This is a genomic window from Kitasatospora sp. NPDC004614 (assembly GCF_042873675.1).
Lineage (GTDB): Bacteria > Actinomycetota > Actinomycetes > Streptomycetales > Streptomycetaceae > Kitasatospora.
Map to the genome: position 1 here is coordinate 459,552 of NZ_JBIALR010000003.1, position 18,222 is coordinate 477,773.

Below are 18,222 nucleotides of genomic sequence, written 5' to 3' on the forward strand. Positions count from 1 at the left end.
TCCCAATCCGTCGTGTCGTGTGGCCAGGGCTCTCCAGGCCACCAGGGTACGCCGCGCAGATGTTCGCCGGAGCGGCACGGCGGCTTCGATGGTGGGGTCTGTCGCCCCGATGTGCGAGCGGTTTTTCGTCAACGTGCGCCCCGGGGGGCGCTCAACGGCGCGGTGGGACGGGGATCCTGGCCAGATCCTCGGCGATCACGACCTCGCCGTCGAAGTGCTTCTCGGCCTCCGCGCGGTGCGCCTGCAGGTCCGGGTAGCGCTGCGAGAAGTGGGTCAGCACCAGCCGGCGCACTCCCGCCTCGGCGGCCACCCGGGCGGCCTGCGCGGCGGTCAGGTGGCCGTGCTCCTCGGCGAGTGCGGCGTCCGCCTCCAGGAAGGTCGCCTCGATCACCAACAGGTCGGCGCCCTCGGCGAGTTCGGCGACCCCGTCGCACAGCCGGGTGTCCATCACGAAGGCGAACCGCTGCCCGGGCCGCTTCTCCGCGACCTCCGCCAGCAGCACCGTCCGCCCGTCCACCTCGACCCGGCCGTCGCGCTGCAGCTGCCCCACCGCCGGTCCGCGCAGACCGAGTTCGCGCAGCCGCTCGGGGCGCAGCCGGACGCCGTCCGGCTCGGTCAGCCGGTAGCCGAACGACTCCACCGGGTGCGACAGCCGCACCGCCGCCAGCTCGAACGGCGCGCCCGGCGCCTCCAGCGGGCCGGGCCCGGCGACCGGGCGCTCCCGCAGGTCGGCGGTGGCGTGGTAGACGCTGGCGTGCCGCAGCCGGTCGAAGAACACCTGGCCGGACGCCGGGTAGTAGGCGTCCACCGGGTGCGGCACCCGGTCCAGGTTGATCCGCTGCAGCACGCCCGGCAGGCCCAGGCAGTGGTCGCCGTGGAAGTGCGACACCGCGATCCGGGTGATCCCGGTGGCGGTCACGCCCGCCTGCAGCATCTGCCGCTGGGTGCCCTCCCCCGGGTCGAACAGCAGCCCCTCGCCGTCCCAGCGCAGCAGGTATCCGTTGTGGTTCCGGTGCCGGGTCGGCACCTGGCTGGCCGTGCCGAGGACGACGAGTTCACGCTGCGACAACGCTCAGACCAGCCCCTCGGCGAGCGTGCGCCCGCCCAGCACGTGCACGTGCGCGTGGAACACCGTCTGGCCGGAGTCCGCACCGGTGTTGAAGATCAGCCGGTACGACTCCAGGCCCTCGCCCTTGGCGGCCTCGCCGGCCTCGGCGAGCAGCTCGGCGGCGATCTCCGGCTCCGCGACGGCCAGTTCGGCCGCGTTGGCGTAGTGCACGTGCGGGATCACCAGCAGGTGGGTGGGAGCCTGCGGGTTTATGTCGCGGAACGCCAGCGTCCGGGCGCTCCTGCGCACCACCGTCGCCGGGATGTCCCCCGACACGATCTTGCAGAACACACAGTCCGTCTGCGGCTCGCCGGCCATCTCCCGCACTCCTTCTGAACATCCGTCACTGGTGACGACGACCCTACAGGGAGGGGGCGCGGACGCCCCCTCCCCGCTGTCAGTCGATCGGCGGCGCGGTCTTGGCCGGGGTGACGGCCAGCGCCTCCAGCGCGACCCGCACCGCGGTCTCCAGCTGCGGGTCCCGGCCGGCCGCCCAGTCGTGCGGGGCGACCGCGACCTCGATGTCGGGCGTGACGCCGCCGTTCTCCAGGCCCCAGCCGTAGCCCTCCAGCCAGCTGGAGTACTTGGGCTGGGTGACCGTCGTGCCGTCCACCAGGTCGTACTTGTTGTCGATGCCGATCACGCCGCCCCAGGTGCGGGTGCCCACCACCGGGCCGATGCCGAGCGCCTGGATCGCGGCGTTGACGATGTCGCCGTCCGAGCCGGAGAACTCGTTGGCCAGCGCCACCACCGGGCCGCGCGGGGCGTCCGCCGGGTAGGGCTCGGGGCGGTCCAGGTCGCGGCCGCGGTTCCAGCCGACGATCCGGCGGGCCAGCTTCTCCACGATCAGCTGCGAGGTGTGGCCGCCGCGGTTCTCCCGCAGGTCGACCACCACGCCCTCGCGGGCCATCTCGATCCGCAGGTCGCGGTGGAGCTGCGCCCAGCCCGCGCTCTGCATGTCGGGCACGTGCAGGTAGCCGAGCCGCCCGCCGGACAGCTCGTGGACGGCGGCCCGCCGCCCGGCCACCCAGTCGTGGTAGCGCAGCGCCTCCTCGTCGTCCAGCGGCACCACCACGGGGTGGCGCTCGCCGCCGTCCTTGCCGCTGACGGTCAGCTCGACCGGCTGGTCGGCGGTGCCGGCCAGCAGCGGGCCGGGGCCGGTCACCGGATCGACCGGGCGGCCGTTGACGGCCAGGATCGCGTCACCGGGGCGGATCGCCGCGCCGGGCGCGGCCAGCGGGGAACGGGCCCGCGGGTCGGAGGACTCGCCGGGCACCACCCGGGCCACCCGCCACACCTCGCCGTCGCGGACCAGGTCCGCGCCGAGCAGGCCCTGCCGGCGGGCCGCCTCGGTGCCCCGGCCGGGCGGGATCACGTAGGCGTGCGAGGTGCCGAGCTCGGCGACCGTCTCCCACAGCAGGTCGACCAGGTCGGAGTGGCAGCCGGCCCGGTCGACCAGCGGCCGGTAGCGCGCCAGCGCGCCCGCCCAGTCGACGCCGCCGAGGTCGGCGCGCCAGAAGTTGTCGCGCATCAGCCGGCCGTTCTCGTCGAACATCTGCCGCCACTCGGCGGCCGGGTCGACAGTGATACGGATCCGGTCGAGATCGACGTCGGCGTCCTCGCCGTCGTCGGCCTTCTGGTCGGCGGGGACGATCCGCACGCTGCCGTCCTCCAGCACCGCAACCCGCGCGCCGTCCGCGGAGATCGCGAACGTGTCGACGCCGGTGAGCAGTTCCTCCACCTTGCGCTTCTTCAGGTCGTAGCGCTCGAGCGCGGTGCCGGCCGGGGTGTCGTCCAACGAGGCGGCGCTGTCGCCGAGTTCACCGCTGAACGGGATCCGGCCCCACAGCACGCCGTCCTTCGCCGCGCGCAGCGCCCCGAACCGCCCGGCCGCCACCGGGAACGGCACGATCCGGTCGGCCAGGCCCTCCAGATCGACCTTCGTGGTGGGCGTCGCCGACTCGCTCTTGTCGCCGTCCTTGCTCTCCTCGTCCTCGCCGCCGACCGGCCGCCCGGCCCGCTGCGGTCCGAACGGCGACGGGGTGTCGGCGGCCAGCGTCAGCAGGTACGGGCGGGTGCCGCCGGGGAACGACAGGTCGAAGACGTGCTCGTCGTACACCGGGTCGAAGGTGCGCACCGACAGGAACGCCAGGTGCTTGCCGTCCGAGGTGAAGGCCGGCGAATAGTCGTGGAAGCGCTGCGGGGTGGCCTCGCTGACGGTCCGCGAGGTCAGGTCGGCCAGCATGATCTGGCGCAGCGACCACGGCCCGAGCACCGGCTGCGACCAGGCCAGCCAGCCCGAGTCCGGGCTGAACACCGGCCCGCTGACCTCGCCCTCACCGCTGCGCGCCAGCTCGTGCACGGCGCCGTCGCTGAGCGCCACCAGCAGCAGCCGGCCGTCGTGCGAAGCCACCGCGAGCTGCCGGCCGTCCGGCGAGACCGTCAGCGACAGCACCCGGCCCAGCTGCCCGGCCGCCAGCCTCCGGCGCTCCGCGCCGAGCACCGCGGGCGCGTACTCGATCGCGTCCTCGCCCTCGGCGTCCGTCACCCACACCACGCCCTGCGCGCCGTCCTCACCGGGGACGACCCGCACCAGGCGGTTGCGCACCCCCGGCGTCTCGTCCAGCACCCGCGACGGACCCTCCCGGTGGGTCACCCAGTGCACCGTGCCCCGCACCACCACGGCCGCGGCCCGGCCGGTGCGGTCGACAGCGACGGTCTCCACCTGCCCGTCGGCCCGGGTCGGATGCGGCCGGCGGCTGCTGCGCGGACCCGCCAGGTCGATCTCCAGCCGACGCGGCTCGGCACCCTCCAGGTTGTCCAGCAGCCACAGGTCACCCGCGCTCTGCCAGATCACCCGAGTGCCGTCGGTGGACGCCTGCCGGGCGTAGAACCCGGTGTCCGCCGGGCCGTGCGCCCGCAGGTCGGTACCGTCCGGAAGGCTCGAGTACAGCCGCCCGACACCCTCGTGGTCGGACAGGAACGCCACCCGGTCACCCACCCACAGCGGGCACTCCAACTGGCCGTCCAACTCGGCGTGCAGCCGCTCGAACTCGGCCGCCCCGATCCACAACTTCCCGGCCCGGCCACCCCGGTAGCGCTTCCAGTGCGCGGCTTCCCGGTTGTGCGTCCCCAGCAGCACCCGCCCACCCGTCGCCCCCGCCGGCACCGGCTCGAACGCCAGCGCCCCGATCGGCCCGTACGGCAGCCGCTGCGGCTCGCCCCCGTCCAGCGGCACCGCGAACGCCCACGTCCGACGGATCGTCTCCTGCCCCGCCGTGGTGATCGCGATCGGCCGACCGTCGCCGGTCCACCCCACCAACGCCGTGAACGGGCTCCCCCAGTACGTCAGCCGCCGCGCCTGCCCACCGGCCGCCGGCGCGACATGCACCTCCGGCGCCCCGTCCCGGTGCGACGTCCACGCCACCGTCCGCCCGTCCGGCGAGAACCGCACGGCCCCCACCGGCACCTGATCCGCGGTCAAGCGCCAAGCGCGCCCGCCCTCCACAGGGGCCAGCCAGACATCGTCCTCGGCGACGAAAGCGACTACGTCGCCGTGCAAGTGGGGGTGGCGCAGGTATCCGCGCGTCAAATCGGTCACCCGGCCACAGTAGAGGGAGCGCGACCAGGGGCGCGGGGAAGTGCGCGAAGCGGAAGGCACCCAACCGCGAGATCGCGGCGCAGAACAATGACTCGCACGTGATCGCGACCTCGCCGACGTGGTTTGCGCTTGTCGCGCAGTTCTCCCCCAGCCCTTGGGAGCTGGGAGGTACCCCCACGCGCCCCTGTTCGCTTACCCCCAGCGCCCTGTACGCCCGAGCAGCAGCGCCCCCGCCGCGACCCCCGCAGTGGAGGTGCGCAGGACGGACGGCCCGAGTCGATAAGGCTTCGCCCCGGCCTCGGCGAAAGCCGCGATCTCCTCCGGCGACACCCCGCCCTCCGGCCCGACGATCAGCACGATCTCGCCGGAGGCAGGAAGCTCCGCCGTGGCCAGCGGCAGCGAACCTTCCTCGTGCAGGACGGCGGCGAAGGAGGCCTTCGACAGCAGCGGAAGCAACTGCCGCGTGGTCATCAGGTCGTGCACCTCGGGAAAGCGCAGCCGTCGCGCCTGCTTGCCCGCCTCGCGCGCGGTCGCCCGCCACTTGGCGAGCGCCTTCGCGCCGCGCTCGCCCTTCCACTGGGTGATGCACCGGGAGGCCGCCCACGGCACCACCGCGTCGATGCCGGCCTCGGTCATCGTCTCGACGGCGAGTTCGCCGCGGTCGCCCTTGGGCAGCGCCTGGACGACGGTGATCCGGGGCGCGGGCGCAGCCTCCTCGCGTACGGCGGCGACCAGCACGTCCAGCGCGTCCTTGCCGTGCACCGCGGCGACGGTGCCGTCCGCGCCGCAGCCGTGTCCGTCGGCGAGGGTGACGGCCTCGCCGGGCTCCAGGCGCTTGACGGCGACGGCGTGCCGCCCCTCGGGGCCGTCGAGGCGGACGGTGGCGCCGGGGGTGGCGCCCGCCAGGTCGTCGACGACGAACACCGGTGCGGTCATCGGAACAGGAACCCTCTCGCGGAAAGAACAACAAAAAAACCCGGGCCGGAAGCGGTGGCGTGCACCACTCCCGGCCCGGAAGGAACGGGTCTCACCGGCCGTTGAAGGCGTCCTTCAGCCGGGAGAACAGGCCCTGCTGGCCGGGTGCGAACTGGCCGGACGGCCGCTCCTCGCCGCGGAGCATGGCGAGCCGCCGCAGCAGCTCCTCCTGCTCCGGGTCGAGCTTGGTGGGCGTCTGCACCTCGACGTGCACTATCAGGTCGCCCCGGCCGCCACCGCGCAGGTGGGTGATGCCGCGGCCGTGCAGCGGGATCGACTGGCCGGACTGGGTGCCGGGCCGGATGTCGACCTCTTCCAGGCCGTCCAGGGTCTGCAGCGGCACCTGGGTGCCGAGTGCGGCGGCCGTCATCGGGATGGTGACGGTGCAGTGCAGGTCGTCACCGCGGCGCTGGAAGACGGCGTGGCTGGTCTCGGCGATCTCCACGTACAGGTCGCCGGCGGGGCCGCCGCCGGGGCCGACCTCGCCCTCGCCGGCCAGCTGGATCCGGGTGCCGTTGTCGACACCGGCGGGGATCTTCACCGTGAGGGTGCGGCGGGCGCGGACCCGGCCGTCGCCCGCGCACTCGGGGCACGGGGTCGGAACGACGGTGCCGAAGCCCTGGCACTGCGGGCAGGGCCGGGAGGTCATGACCTGGCCCAGGAAGGACCGGGTGACCTGGGAGACCTCGCCCTTGCCGCGACACATGTCACAGGTCTGCGCGGAGGTACCCGGCGCGGCGCCCTCGCCGTTACAGGTGGTGCAGGTGACGGCGGTGTCGACCTGGAGTTCCTTGGTGGTGCCGAACGCGGCCTCCTCCAGGGTGATCTCCAGTCGGATCATCGCGTCCTGCCCGCGGCGGGTGCGCGAACGCGGGCCGCGCTGGCCGGTCGCGGCGCCGAAGAAGGCGTCCATGATGTCGGAGAAGCCGAAGCCGGCCGCTCCGGCCCCGAAACCGCCCGCACCACCGCCGTTCGGCGACAGCGGGTCGCCGCCGAGGTCGTACACCTGACGCTTCTGCGGATCGGAGAGCACCTCGTAGGCGGCGTTGATCTCCTTGAACCGCTCCTGCGTCTTCGGGTCCGGGTTGACGTCCGGGTGCAGTTCACGGGCGAGGCGCCGAAACGCCTTCTTGATCTCGTCCTGCCCCGCGTCGCGTCGGACGCCGAGTACCGCGTAGTAGTCCGTGGCCACCAAATGCTCCGGTTTGTTCCGCCTCTAGAAGTGCTTGCGAGAACTGCGTGACGGTCTCACGCAGCCTTGTTATGACTCGTCCAGGATCTGGCCGACGTATCGCGCCACCGCTCGCACCGCCCCCATTGTGCCCGGGTAATCCATCCGGGTCGGACCGATCACACCCAGCTTTGCCACGCTCTGGTCGCCCGAACCGTAACCGACGGAGACCACCGACGTGGAATTCAGGCCTTCATAGGCGTTCTCGTGGCCGATCCGGACCGTCATCGCCGAGTCCCCGGTCTCACCCAGCAGGCGCAGCAGCACCACCTGCTCCTCCAGTGCCTCGAGCACCGGACGGATGGAGAGCGGGAAGTCGTGGTTGAACCGGGTCAGGTTGGCGGTGCCCGCCAGCATGATCCGTTCCTCGTTCTGTTCGGCGAGCGTTTCGAACAGCACGGTCAGCACGGTGCTGACCGAGGGCCGGTCGGCCGGTTCGAAACTGGCCGGCAGGTCCTCCAGGAGAGTCGGCACCTCGGGCAGCCGACAGCCGCCCGCCATGCCGTTCAGCCTGGCCCGCAGGTCTCCCAGCACGGTCTCGCCGACCGGGCCGGGGCAGTCCACCATCCGCTGCTCGACCCGGCCGGTGTTGGTGATCAGCACCAGCATCAGCTTGGTCGGGGTGAGCGAGACGAGTTCGATGTGCCGCACGGTGGAGCGGGTCAGCGACGGGTACTGGACCACCGCGACCTGCCGGGTCAGCTGCGCCAGCAGCCGCACCGTACGGGCCACCACGTCGTCCAGGTCGACCGCGCCCTCCAGGAAGTGCCGGATCGCCCGGCGCTCCGGGGGCGTCATCGGCTTCACCTCGGCGAGGCGGTCGACGAACAGCCGGTAGCCCTTGTCGGTGGGGATCCGGCCCGCGCTGGTGTGCGGCTGGTGGATGAACCCGTCGTCCTCCAGCGCGGCCATGTCGTTGCGCACCGTGGCCGGTGAGACGCCAAGGTTGTGGCGCTCCACCAGGGCCTTGGAGCCGACCGGCTCCTCGGTGCCCACGTAGTCCTGCACGATCGCGCGGAGCACGGCCAGCCGTCGCTCGTCCAACGGGCGCACGGACGGGCGCGTGTCGATCAGGCGGCCGTCGGGCTTGCCGTCGTCCGGCATGTGCACGCACCTCCGTCGTCGTCCGTTGAACCGGTGGTCGATCCTCTCTGGCACTCAACTGGGCAGAGTGCCAGAACCGTATCTGCCAGTGTACGGCCCGGGCCTGATGGCAGGAACGGTCCGCCGACGTGATCCTCGACCGAAAACCGCGCCAATCGACTCCCGCGGGCCGACGCGACCGCATTCCCATCGGATTCCCATCGTTTCGGATGGTGCCTGCGGGCCCCGCCGGTGGCAGCATCGAAGGCGAAGACGGCGAAGGAGGAGCAGCGATGTCGGCCTCACGGCAGCACTCCCGGTTCACCCCCGACCGCGGCCTGACCGGCCGGATGGTCACCACCATGTTCTTGATCGGCCTGCTCTATGTCGGCTTCACCGGGTTGCTGATCGTGCTGCTGCGCGGTGCCTGGCCCCTGGTGGTGCTGATCTCCGGCGGCCTGTTCGTCGCCCAGTTCTGGTTCTCCGACAAGATCACCGAACGGGCGATGGGCGCCCACCCGGTCTCCCCCGAGGAGTTCCCGCAGCTGCACGGCGCGGTCGACCGGCTGTGCGCACTCGCCGACATGCCCAAGCCGCGCGTCGCGGTCGCCCACAACGACATGCCCAACGCCTTCGCCACCGGCCGCAACCCGGACAACGCGGTGATCTGCGTGACCACCGGCCTGCTGCGCCGGCTGGAACCGGAGGAACTGGAGGGCGTCCTCGCCCACGAGCTCTCGCACGTCGCGCACCGCGACGTCGCGGTGATGACGGTGGCCGGATTCCTCGGCGTGCTGGCCGGCGCGATGACCCGGATCGCGCTGTACGGCGGAATGATGGGCGGCGGCAACCGGAACAGCAACGACTCCAACGCCGCGATCGCGATGATCATCGTCCCGCTGGTCTCGATGGTGGTGTACGCGATCAGCTTCCTGCTCACCCGGCTGCTCTCCCGCTACCGCGAGCTCGCCGCCGACCGGGCCGCCGCCCAGCTGACCGGGCGCCCCAGCGCACTGGCCTCCGCGCTGACCAAGGTGACCGGGCAGATCGCCGCCATCCCGACCGAGGACCTGCGCAAGGCCCAGCCGTACAACGCCTTCTACTTCGCGCCCGCGCTGAGCGCCAAGGAGACCGCCGCGCAGCTGTTCTCCACCCACCCGTCGCTGGAGCAGCGGCTGGCACAGCTGTCGAAGATCTCCTCCCAGCTCGGGCAGTGACCGCCTTGCCCGGGCAGTGACCGCCTTCCACCCTTGATCAAGGAGCTCGCCCCGTGGGATTCCTGGACGCCCTGTTCGGCCGCAGCAAGCCCGTGAAGCCGGACCTCGACCAGCTGTTCGGCATCCCGTCGGCCGCGCTCACCCTGCAGGCCGCCACCGGCTTCCTCCCCACCGGCCTCGGCTCGGTGTGCTTCGCCGCCGTCGAGGGCGGCGCCTTCGCCGAGGTCCAGTCCCAGGTCCGGGCCCTGCTCGACGCGGACACCGAACGCGGCGGCACCCCCGTCGAAGCCTCCCGCGACGACTACGGCTACTCCTGGCTGCTCGCCCGCCACACCCCCGACGAACTCCCCGACCTGGTCAACGACCTGCACGCGGTCAACAGCGAGCTGGAGGCCAACGGCTTCGGCCCGCAACTGCTCTGCTCGATCGTCGCCTTCCGCGACCGCGAGGGCCGCTCGCTGGGCCTGGTCTACCTGTACAAGCGCGGCACCTTCTACCCGATGTGCAAGCTCCCCGGCCAGGAGAAGCGCAACAACCCCCTGGAGATCGAGATCTCCAACCTGCTCCGCAACGACCTGCGCATCGAGTCCGATCTCTCCCGCTGGTTCCCGGTCTGGGGCGCCCCGGGCCTGGACGACTGAGGCTCCGCCCCAGGGTGATCGTCCGTGACCGACTGGACCGCCCTGCCCGACCGTGATCCGTCCGAGGCCGAGCTGGCCGCCGTCCGCGAGGCGCTGCGCTCGCCCGACCCGGTGGAGCGCGACGAGCGCGCGTACTCCCGGCTGGCCGACTGGATACCCGGGCTGGCCGAGGAACGCCGGCTGGCGCTCGGCGACGCGATGGCGGACCGCTTCGGGGACCCCGAGATCCAGGCCCGGACGTTCGCGCCGCTGGTCCTGGGCCGCATCGTGCGAACCGGCAGCCTGCGCGCCGAGTGGCTCGCCGCGTTCGCCCGCTGGTACCCCGCCGAAACTGACCTGCGCGGGCACCACCCCGCGCTGGGCTGGCTGCACGCCGTCGCGCACGGCGCCGACCTGCTGGGCGCGTTCGGGCAGCACCCGGACGTCGACCCGGAGCCGCTGCTGGCGCTCGGCACGGCCCGGCTGCTCGCCCCGACCGGGCACGTCTTCGACGCGATGGAGGACGACCGGCTCGGCTGCGCGCTCGCGTTGACCCTGGCCCGGCCCGAGCTGACGGAGCGCCAGGCCGTCGGCTGGCTGGACGCGGTGGCCGAGGTGTTCGCCGGCGGAGAGCCCGGGCCGGTGCCGGCCGAAGTGTCCAACACCCTGCGCACGCTGCGGGTGGTGCACCTGCTGGCGGTCCGGGGCGTGCGCCCGCAGTGGGGCGGCGCGGAGGTGCGGGCGCTGCCGCACGGGGCGGCGGTCGGGGAGCGGATCGCCGAGGTACTGTCGACGGCCGCGCCGTACCTCGGCTGACGGACCGTCGGGGGCGGTTTCGTAGACTGCGGGGCATGCGCAGCAGGGAGTACGGGCCGGATCTGACCCCGCCGTGGAAGCGGCAGCAGCCCGCGCCGGAGGTGGCGGCGGAGCGGGATCTGGTGGTGGAGGAGGCGGCGACCGGGTTCTGCGGGGCGGTGGTGCGGTGCGAACGGACCGCGGAGGGATTCACCGTCACGCTGGAGGACCGGTTCGGCAAGCACCGGGTGTTTCCGCTGGTGCCGCGCGGATTCCTGCTGGAGGGACGGGTGGTGACGCTGGTCCGGCCGACCGGACCGGCCCCGCAGCGCGGGCCGGGGCGGACGGCGTCCGGGTCGATAGCGGTGCCCGGGGCGCGCGCCCGGGTGGCCCGCGAGTCGCGGATCTACGTCGAGGGCCGGCACGACGCCGAACTGGTCGAACGGGTCTGGGGCGACGACCTGCGGATCGAGGGCGTGGTGGTCGAGTACCTGGAGGGCGTCGACGACCTGCCCGCGATCGTCGCCGAGTTCGCCCCCGGCCCGGGCCGCCGGCTGGGCGTCCTGGTCGACCACCTGCTGCCCGGCACCAAGGAGCACCGGATCGCCGCACAGGTGACCGGCGACCACGTGCTGGTCGTCGGCCACCCGTACGTCGACATCTGGCAGGCCGTCAAACCGGCCGGCCTCGGCTTCGCGGCCTGGCCCGAGGTGCCGCGCGGCGAGGTGTGGAAGGAGGGCATCTGCCGCCGTCTCGGCTGGCCGGTGGACACCCCCGCCGCCTGGAAGCGGATCCTCGCCTCGGTGGACGGCTGGAAGGACCTGGAGCCGGAACTGCTCGGCCGGGTCGAGGAGTTGATCGACTTCGTCACTCAGTCCGGCACCGCCTGACAGCCACTCAGCTCGGCACCGCCGACGGCAGGACGGTCTGCGTCGGGCTCGGCAGGGCGGACGGGTCGACTGCCTGCCCCACCACGATTCGCGTCGCGGGCACGCAGTCGGGCACGGACTCCACCACCACGGCCCGGAAGGTGGTGAACGCCCCGCCGGGGAATCCGGCCCGGCCCGCGGTCAGCAGCACCGTCGAGCCGGGCGGGACGAGCTTGGGGTCGATCCGCACCATGCCGGGGCCGTCGCCGGGCTGCACCAGGTCGGGCTGGGCGCGGGTCCCGGCCGGCTCCGGCAGCGTGCACTCCTCGGGCGTCCTGGCCTCCTCGATCCCGGCCGCCGGCACGCCGTACCGCTGCAGGGTGGCGACCATGTCCGGCAGGCCCGCCGGGTCGCGCAGTTGCAGCGCGATGGTGCCGTCCGGCTCCCTGGTCACCGCGTACGCGGCGGTGCCGCCGTGCTTGCCGCCGAGCGCCACGGGCAGCACCAGGGCGGTGGCCACGGCGGCCGCGCCGACCGCGAGTGCGGCCAGTACCGGGCGGCGGCGGAGCAGTCCCGGGCGGCGGGCGGGCTCGCGTTCGGCGGCGAGGGCGGCCAGTTCCTCGCCGAGCCTGCGCTCGAAGTTGCTGGTGGACGGGGTTCGGTCGGAGCTGGTCACGAGGTCACCTCGATCATCGGGTCGGCGGGGGCGGCGGGGCGGGGCAGCAGCGGGCCCGGCCTCGGCAGGTCCTTGCGGGCGGGGCGGCGTTCGGCACCGAGCAGCCGCCGGGCGCGGTGCATGCGCACCCGGACGGTGGCCTGCGAGATGCCGAGCACCTGCGCGGTCTCGGCGGTGGTCAGGCCGTCCATGACGACCAGGTCGAGCACCTCCCGCAGCGGGGCGCTGAGCCCGGCGTGCCGCTGCGCGAGATCACGGACGGCCCGCTGGGCGTCGATCCGCTCCTCCAGGGCGAGGATGTCCTCCTCGTCGAGCAGCCGGCGGCCGGACAGCCGGCCGATCGCCCGGCGTTCGCGGTGGTCGCCGCGCCGGTACCCCGCGATGACGTACCGGGCGATGCCGTACAGCCAGCCGATCGCGGTGCCGCGCTCGGGCCGGTAACTGCCGGCGGCCTCCAGCGCGGCGACGAAGATGTCCGCGGTGAGGTCGGCCGCCAGGTGCGGATCGCTGACCCGGCGGGTGACGAAGTCGAGTATGGCGTTGACGTGCAGGCGGTAGAACGCGCCGAAGCCGTCCGGAGTGGTCAGCTCCGGTGGACGGCCCTCGGGCCGCGCTTCGTGGCGTGGATGCTCACGGATGCGCATGCGTCCCTCCTCGGTCGGGGGACCCGGTGGGTCCCTTCACCGAGTACTTGGCCGCAGCCCGCCGGAGCGTTTCACGCCCGCCCGACTCGCCGATCGTCAGGTTGACGCCCGGGACCGGGTGGCGCGGCTCAGTCGACCAGGTCGCGGACCACCGCGTCGGCCAGCAGCCGGCCGCGCAGCGTCAGCGCCGCCCGGCCGTCCGCGTACGGGCCCGGCTCCAGCAGGCCGTCGGCGAGGGCCCGGTCGGCGGCCTTGCGGCCGGTGTCGGTGAGCAGGTCGAGCGGGCAGCCCTCGACCAGGCGCAGCTCCAGCAGGATCCGCTCGACCCGGCGGTCCTCACCGGCCAGCACCTCGCGGCCGAGCGCGGGCGTGCGGCCCTCGGCGAGCGCCTGCGCGTACGCGGCCGGGTGCTTGGCGTTCCACCAGCGGACCCCGCCGACGTGGCTGTGCGCGCCCGGGCCGGCGCCCCACCAGTCGGCGCCCGTCCAGTACAGCTCGTTGTGGCGGCACCGGCCCTCGGGCGTGGTGGCCCAGTTGGAGACCTCGTACCAGGCGTACCCGGCGGCGGCGAGCGCCTGCTCGGCCATCAGGTAGCGGTCGGCGTGCACGTCGTCGTCGATCATCGGCAGTTCGCCGCGCCGGACCCGGGCGGCCAGCCGGGTGCCGTCCTCGACGATCAGCGAGTACGCGGAGACGTGGTCGGGGCGGGCGCCGATCGCGGCGTCCAGCGAGGCCTGCCAGTCCTGGTCGGTCTCGCCGGGGGTGCCGTAGATCAGGTCCAGGTTGACGTGCTCGAAGCCGGCCTCGCGGGCCTCGGCGACGCACGCCTCGGGGCGGCCCGGGGTGTGGTGGCGGTCCAGGATCCGCAGCACGTGCGGGCGGGCGCTCTGCATGCCGAAGGAGATCCGGTTGTAGCCGCCCTCGCGCAGCTCGGCCAGGTACGCCGGGTCCACCGACTCCGGGTTGGCCTCGGTGGTGACCTCCGCGCCCTCGGCGAGGCCGAACTCCTCGCGCAGCGCGGCCAGCATCCGCACCAGGTCGCGGGCGGGCAGCAGGGTGGGCGTGCCGCCGCCGAGGAACACCGTCTGCACCGGCAGCTCGGCGTCACCGAGGATGCGCCGGGCCAGCCGGATCTCGGCGATCACGTTGTCGGCGTAGGTGTCCTGCGAGGCAACGGTGCCCGAGGACCGCAGTTCGGTGGCGGTGTAGGTGTTGAAGTCGCAGTAGCCGCAGCGGCTGGCGCAGTACGGCACGTGCAGGTAGAAACCGAACGGCCGGGCGCCGAGTCCGTCCAGGGCGTGGGCGGGCAGCGAACCGTCGGACGGCACGGGTTCGCCGTCGGGAAGTGCGGAGGGCATGCGCCCATTGTCCGGTACGGCCCGCGAAAGTCCGAAGGCCGTACCGGAGCCGTGGGTGCTCAGGCCTCGTTGGCACCCGCGTACATCGCGGTCACCCGGTCGGCGTAGGTCTTCTCCACCACCGGGCGCTTGATCTTCAGGCTGGGGGTGAGCTCGCCGTGCTCGATGTCCAGGTCGCGCGGGAGCAGGGCGAACTTCTTGATCGTCTGCCAGCGCTGCAACTCGCCGTTGAGGCGCTTCACGAAGCCGTCGATCAGCTCCACGGTGGCCGGGGCCTCCACCACCTCGGCGTACGACTTCCCGGCCATGCCGTGCTCGGCCGCCCACGGCATGATCACCGTCTCGTCCAGGCCGATCAGCGCGGTGCAGTAGTTGCGGCCGTTGCCGATCACCAGGATGTTGCTGACGAACGGGCAGATCGCCTTGAACTTGCCCTCGACCTCGCTCGGCGCGACGTACTTGCCGCCGGAGGTCTTGAACATGTCCTTCTTGCGATCGGTGATCCGCAGGTAGCCGCCCGCGCCGAGCTCGCCGATGTCGCCGGTGTGGAACCAGCCGTCCGACTCCAGCACCTCGGCGGTCTGCTCGGGCAACTCGTGGTAGCCGCGCATGACGCCCGGGCCGCGCAGCAAGATCTCGCCGTCCTCGGCGATCCGCACCTCGGTGCCGGGCAGCGGGAGGCCGACCGTGCCGACCCGGAAGTCCTCCGCCCGGTTCACGGTGGAACCCGCCGAGGTCTCGGTCAGGCCGTAGCCCTCCAGCACCGGGACGCCCGCGCCCTTGAAGAAGTAGCCGATCTCCGGGGCGAGCGCCGCGCTGCCGGACACCGCGCCGCGCAGCCGGCCGCCGAACGCCGCCTTGATCTTGGTGTACACCAGCTTGTCGGCCAGCGCGTGCTGCAGCCGCAGGCCCAGCGGGGCGCTCTCGTGGCCGTGCGCGACCTTGTTGGCCTGGATGGTCTGCGCGTAGTCGCGGGCCACCTTCGCCGCCCACAGGAAGATCTTGTACTTGGCGCCACCCTCGGCCCGGGCCTTGCCGGCGATGCCGTTGTAGACCTTCTCGAAGATCCGCGGCGCGGACGCCATCAGGGTCGGACGGATCACCGGCAGGTTGTGGATGATCCGGTCCACCCGGCCGTCCACCGCCATCACGTGGCCGGTGGCGATCTGGCCGGAGATCAGCGTCTTGCCGAACACGTGCGACAGCGGCAGCCACATGAACTGCACGTCGTCCGAGCGCAGCAGCCCGCTCTCCTCCTGCGCCACGCCCTCGTACGACCAGCAGTCGTGCACCAGGCGCACGCCCTTGGGGCGGCCGGTGGTGCCGGAGGTGTAGATCAGGGTGGCGAGCTGTTCCTTGTCCAGTGAATCGATCGCCTTGTCGACGGCGTCCGGGTTCTCCTTCAGGTACGCGGCGCCGCGCTGCTCCAGCTCGGCCAGCGTCAGCACGGTAAGGCCCTCGGCCTGCGGCGCGTCCTCACCCGCCGGGTCGAACAGGATCACGTACTCCAGCGCGGGCAGCTCGGGCTTCTGCGCGACGGCCTTGCGCAGCTGGCCGGCGTTCTCGGCGAACAGCGCGCGGCTGCCGGAGTTGGCCAGGATGAACGCGGTCTCGTCGGAGTTGGTGCTCGGGTAGACCGTGGTGGTGGCCGCGCCGGCGCACATGTTGCCCAGGTCGGCGAGGATCCACTCGATCCGGGTGGCGGAGGCGATCGCCACCCGGTCCTCGGCCCGGATGCCCAGCGCCATCAGGCCGGCCGCGACCGCGCGGATCCGCTCGTTCGCCTGCGCCCAGGTCAGCGACCGCCACTGCTCCGCACCCGGCGCGCTGTCCGCGGCCTGCTCGTCCACCGGGACCGGGTACCGGTAGGCCTCACCGTTCGGAGTGGCCTTTACCCTGCTGAGCAGAAGGTGCGCCACGGAGGGCGGGCGCCGCTCGATCATGGACTGCGCGGAACTCAACGAGGACCTCCGGGGACGGGTGGACCGAGAGTGGGTAAGCGACGGCCGTGGGGGCGGCCGGCAACCGACTTAACCGGTGAGTAACAAGAGGGCATTCAGCAGCCTAGGGGGTGAAAAGCCGTTCCGTAAGGGGGTGACGTGAGCTGGCACACTCACGGGGCGGAAGTGCAGGCACAGCGCAGGCTCAGAGTGCAGGCCCGGTCAACGGGTGAAGCTTTTTCACAAGTACCCGAATTTGGGATGCGCGCGTCCCACTCGACGACGAGAGTGTCACGGTGCTTTTCAGACTTCTACGGGCCCACCTCGGCCCCTACTCCCGCGACATCACAGTGCTGGTACTGCTCCAGCTGATCTCCACCATCGGCATGCTGTACCTGCCGACGCTGAACGCCGACATCATCGACAGCGGCGTCCTCAAGGGCGACACCGGGTACATCCTGCGGGTCGGCGGCGTGATGGTCGGCGTCTCGCTCGCCCAGGCCGTCTGCTCGATCGGCGCGGTCTACTACGGCGCCCGCACCGCGATGGCCGTCGGCCGCGACCTGCGCGCCGGGGTGTTCTCCCAGGTGCAGGAGTTCTCCGCCCGCGAGCTCAACCAGTTCGGCGCGCCCTCGCTGATCACCCGCACCACCAACGACGTCCAGCAGGTCCAGATGCTGGCGATGATGTCCTTCACGTTGATGGTCGCCGCGCCGATCATGTGCGTCGGCGGCATCATCATGGCGCTCAACCAGGACGTGCCGCTGTCCGGCCTGCTGCTGGCCGTGGTGCCGGCGCTGGGCATCGTCGTCACCGTGCTGGTCAGCAAGATGCGGCCGCAGTTCCGCGGCATGCAGGAGCGCATCGACACGGTCAACCGGATCATGCGCGAGCAGATCACCGGCATCCGGGTCATCCGCGCCTTCGTCAAGGACAACCACGAGAAGCAGCGCTTCACCGGCGCCAACGGCGAACTCGCCGACTACTCGCTGCGGGTCGGCCGGCTGATGTCGCTGATGTTCCCGATCGTCATGGGCGTGGTGAACATCTCCAGCGTCGCCGTGTTCTGGTTCGGCGCGCAGCGCATCGACAGCAACAGCATGCAGATCGGCGCGCTCACCGCTTTCCTCTCCTACCTGATGCAGATTCTGATGAGCGTCATGATGGCCACCTTCATGTTCATGATGGTGCCGCGCGCCGAGGTCTGCGCCGAACGCATCCAGGAAGTGCTGAGCACTCCCTCCAGCGTCGTCCCGCCGCTCGCCCCCGTCACCGAACTGCGCGCCCACGGCACGCTGGAACTGCGCGGCGTCGACTTCCGCTACCCCGGCGCCGAGGTGCCCGTGCTGCGCGGCATCGACCTGACCGCCCGGCCCGGCGAGACCACCGCCGTGATCGGCTCCACCGGCGCCGGCAAGACCACCCTGCTCGGACTCGTCCCCCGGCTCTTCGACGCCACCGGCGGCGAGGTGCTGATCAACGGCGTGGACGTCCGCGACATCGACCCGCAGAAGCTGTCCGAGGTCATCGGCTTCGTCCCGCAGAAGCCGTACCTGTTCTCCGGCACCGTCGCCTCGAACCTGCGCTACGGCAAGCCCGAGGCCACCGACGAGGAACTCTGGCACGCCCTGGAGATCGCCCAGGCCAAGGACTTCGTGGAGAAGCTCCCCGAGGGCCTGGACGCCCCGGTCGCGCAGGGCGGCACCAACCTCTCCGGCGGCCAGCGTCAGCGCCTGGCGATCGCCCGGGCCCTGGTCCGCAAGCCCGAGATCTACCTGTTCGACGACTCCTTCTCGGCCCTCGACTACGCCACCGACGCCCGGCTGCGCGCCGCACTCACCGGGGAGACCGCGGACGCCACGGTGGTGATCGTCGCCCAGCGCGTCTCCACCATCCGCGACGCCGACCGGATCATCGTCCTCGACGAGGGCGCCGTCGTCGGCACCGGCACCCACCAGGAGCTGATGGCCGACAGCCCGACGTACCGGGAGATCGTGCTCTCCCAGCTCACCGAGCAGGAGGCCGCGGCGTGACCACCCCCGAAAGCCCCGACGTGACCGAGCCCGACGTGGCCGTGCCCGACGTAACCGAGCCTGCGGCGAACA

General features: G+C 72.4%; 15 protein-coding genes. 5 read left to right on the forward strand and 10 right to left on the reverse strand.

Translation table 11 applies throughout. The features are described from left to right. Window positions 1-151: 151 nt before the first annotated feature. The 6 genes from ACFYST_RS11550 to hrcA all read right to left on the reverse strand — a co-directional run bounded on the left by ACFYST_RS11550 (window position 152) and on the right by hrcA (window position 8,019). A complete protein-coding gene (locus ACFYST_RS11550; RefSeq protein WP_387861491.1) occupies window positions 152-1,069 on the reverse strand; it encodes a ribonuclease Z in 918 nt (305 codons plus the stop codon). Window positions 1,070-1,072: 3 nt separating this feature from the next. Then, window positions 1,073-1,426 (reverse strand): histidine triad nucleotide-binding protein, encoded by a 354-nt coding sequence (locus ACFYST_RS11555; RefSeq protein WP_387861492.1) that lies wholly within the window; start codon window positions 1,424-1,426, stop codon window positions 1,073-1,075. A 79-nt stretch (window positions 1,427-1,505) separates the two neighbouring features. Then, entirely contained in the window at window positions 1,506-4,709 is a 3,204-nt protein-coding gene (locus ACFYST_RS11560; protein ID WP_387861494.1) for a PDZ domain-containing protein, read from the reverse strand. A 192-nt stretch (window positions 4,710-4,901) separates the two neighbouring features. Then, entirely contained in the window at window positions 4,902-5,645 is a 744-nt protein-coding gene (locus ACFYST_RS11565; protein WP_387861496.1) for a 16S rRNA (uracil(1498)-N(3))-methyltransferase, read from the reverse strand. A 91-nt stretch (window positions 5,646-5,736) separates the two neighbouring features. Further along, window positions 5,737-6,876, reverse strand: a complete 1,140-nt coding sequence (dnaJ, locus tag ACFYST_RS11570) for a molecular chaperone DnaJ (protein WP_387643140.1) — start codon at window positions 6,874-6,876, stop codon at window positions 5,737-5,739. Between the two features lie 69 nt (window positions 6,877-6,945). Further along, entirely contained in the window at window positions 6,946-8,019 is a 1,074-nt protein-coding gene (gene hrcA / locus ACFYST_RS11575) for a heat-inducible transcriptional repressor HrcA (protein ID WP_387861498.1), read from the reverse strand. 272 nt (window positions 8,020-8,291) lie between these two features. Here hrcA and htpX point away from each other — a divergent pair, with 272 nt between their 5' ends. The 4 genes from htpX to ACFYST_RS11595 are packed head-to-tail and all read left to right on the forward strand — an operon-like array spanning window position 8,292 to window position 11,520. Continuing rightward, window positions 8,292-9,215 (forward strand): zinc metalloprotease HtpX, encoded by a 924-nt coding sequence (htpX, locus tag ACFYST_RS11580; RefSeq protein WP_387643138.1) that lies wholly within the window; start codon window positions 8,292-8,294, stop codon window positions 9,213-9,215. Window positions 9,216-9,268: 53 nt separating this feature from the next. Further along, window positions 9,269-9,856: a hypothetical protein gene (locus ACFYST_RS11585; protein WP_387861499.1), complete on the forward strand. Its 588-nt coding sequence runs from the start codon at window positions 9,269-9,271 to the stop codon at window positions 9,854-9,856. Window positions 9,857-9,880: 24 nt separating this feature from the next. After that, window positions 9,881-10,651, forward strand: coding sequence for a DUF2785 domain-containing protein (locus ACFYST_RS11590; RefSeq protein ID WP_387861501.1), 771 nt, complete (start codon window positions 9,881-9,883; stop codon window positions 10,649-10,651). Between the two features lie 35 nt (window positions 10,652-10,686). Then, window positions 10,687-11,520 carry a DUF3097 domain-containing protein gene (locus ACFYST_RS11595; RefSeq protein WP_387643135.1) on the forward strand — a complete coding sequence of 278 codons (834 nt, stop codon included), beginning with the start codon at window positions 10,687-10,689 and terminating at the stop codon, window positions 11,518-11,520. Window positions 11,521-11,527: 7 nt separating this feature from the next. On the opposite strand, the gene ACFYST_RS11600 is transcribed toward ACFYST_RS11595, so the two are convergent. From ACFYST_RS11600 to ACFYST_RS11615, 4 genes are all read right to left on the reverse strand, one after another. Next, entirely contained in the window at window positions 11,528-12,175 is a 648-nt protein-coding gene (locus ACFYST_RS11600) for a hypothetical protein (protein ID WP_387861503.1), read from the reverse strand. Further along, window positions 12,172-12,819, reverse strand: coding sequence for an RNA polymerase sigma factor (locus ACFYST_RS11605; RefSeq protein ID WP_387643133.1), 648 nt, complete (start codon window positions 12,817-12,819; stop codon window positions 12,172-12,174). Before ACFYST_RS11605 ends, ACFYST_RS11600 begins: the two co-directional genes overlap by 4 nt. Before the next feature lie 128 nt (window positions 12,820-12,947). After that, window positions 12,948-14,177 carry a radical SAM family heme chaperone HemW gene (gene hemW, locus ACFYST_RS11610; RefSeq protein WP_387861505.1) on the reverse strand — a complete coding sequence of 410 codons (1,230 nt, stop codon included), beginning with the start codon at window positions 14,175-14,177 and terminating at the stop codon, window positions 12,948-12,950. Between the two features lie 59 nt (window positions 14,178-14,236). Continuing rightward, a complete protein-coding gene (locus tag ACFYST_RS11615) occupies window positions 14,237-16,138 on the reverse strand; it encodes an AMP-dependent synthetase/ligase (protein ID WP_387643131.1) in 1,902 nt (633 codons plus the stop codon). Window positions 16,139-16,413: 275 nt separating this feature from the next. Here ACFYST_RS11615 and ACFYST_RS11620 point away from each other — a divergent pair, with 275 nt between their 5' ends. After that, complete coding sequence (locus tag ACFYST_RS11620) at window positions 16,414-18,150, forward strand: ABC transporter ATP-binding protein (RefSeq protein WP_387861507.1); 1,737 nt, start codon at window positions 16,414-16,416, stop codon at window positions 18,148-18,150. Window positions 18,151-18,222: the final 72 nt, after the last annotated feature.

Excerpts from the sequence above, each read along its gene's own strand:
- hrcA (WP_387861498.1), bottom strand. The coding sequence starts at position 8,019 with ATGCCGGACGACGGCAAGCCCGACGGCCGCCTGATCGACACGCGCCCG.
- ACFYST_RS11565 (WP_387861496.1), bottom strand. The coding sequence starts at position 5,645 with ATGACCGCACCGGTGTTCGTCGTCGACGACCTGGCGGGCGCCACCCCC.
- ACFYST_RS11555 (WP_387861492.1), bottom strand. The coding sequence starts at position 1,426 with ATGGCCGGCGAGCCGCAGACGGACTGTGTGTTCTGCAAGATCGTGTCG.
- ACFYST_RS11605 (WP_387643133.1), bottom strand. The coding sequence starts at position 12,819 with ATGCGCATCCGTGAGCATCCACGCCACGAAGCGCGGCCCGAGGGCCGT.
- hemW (WP_387861505.1), bottom strand. The coding sequence starts at position 14,177 with ATGCCCTCCGCACTTCCCGACGGCGAACCCGTGCCGTCCGACGGTTCG.
- ACFYST_RS11595 (WP_387643135.1), top strand. The coding sequence starts at position 10,687 with ATGCGCAGCAGGGAGTACGGGCCGGATCTGACCCCGCCGTGGAAGCGG.
- htpX (WP_387643138.1), top strand. The coding sequence starts at position 8,292 with ATGTCGGCCTCACGGCAGCACTCCCGGTTCACCCCCGACCGCGGCCTG.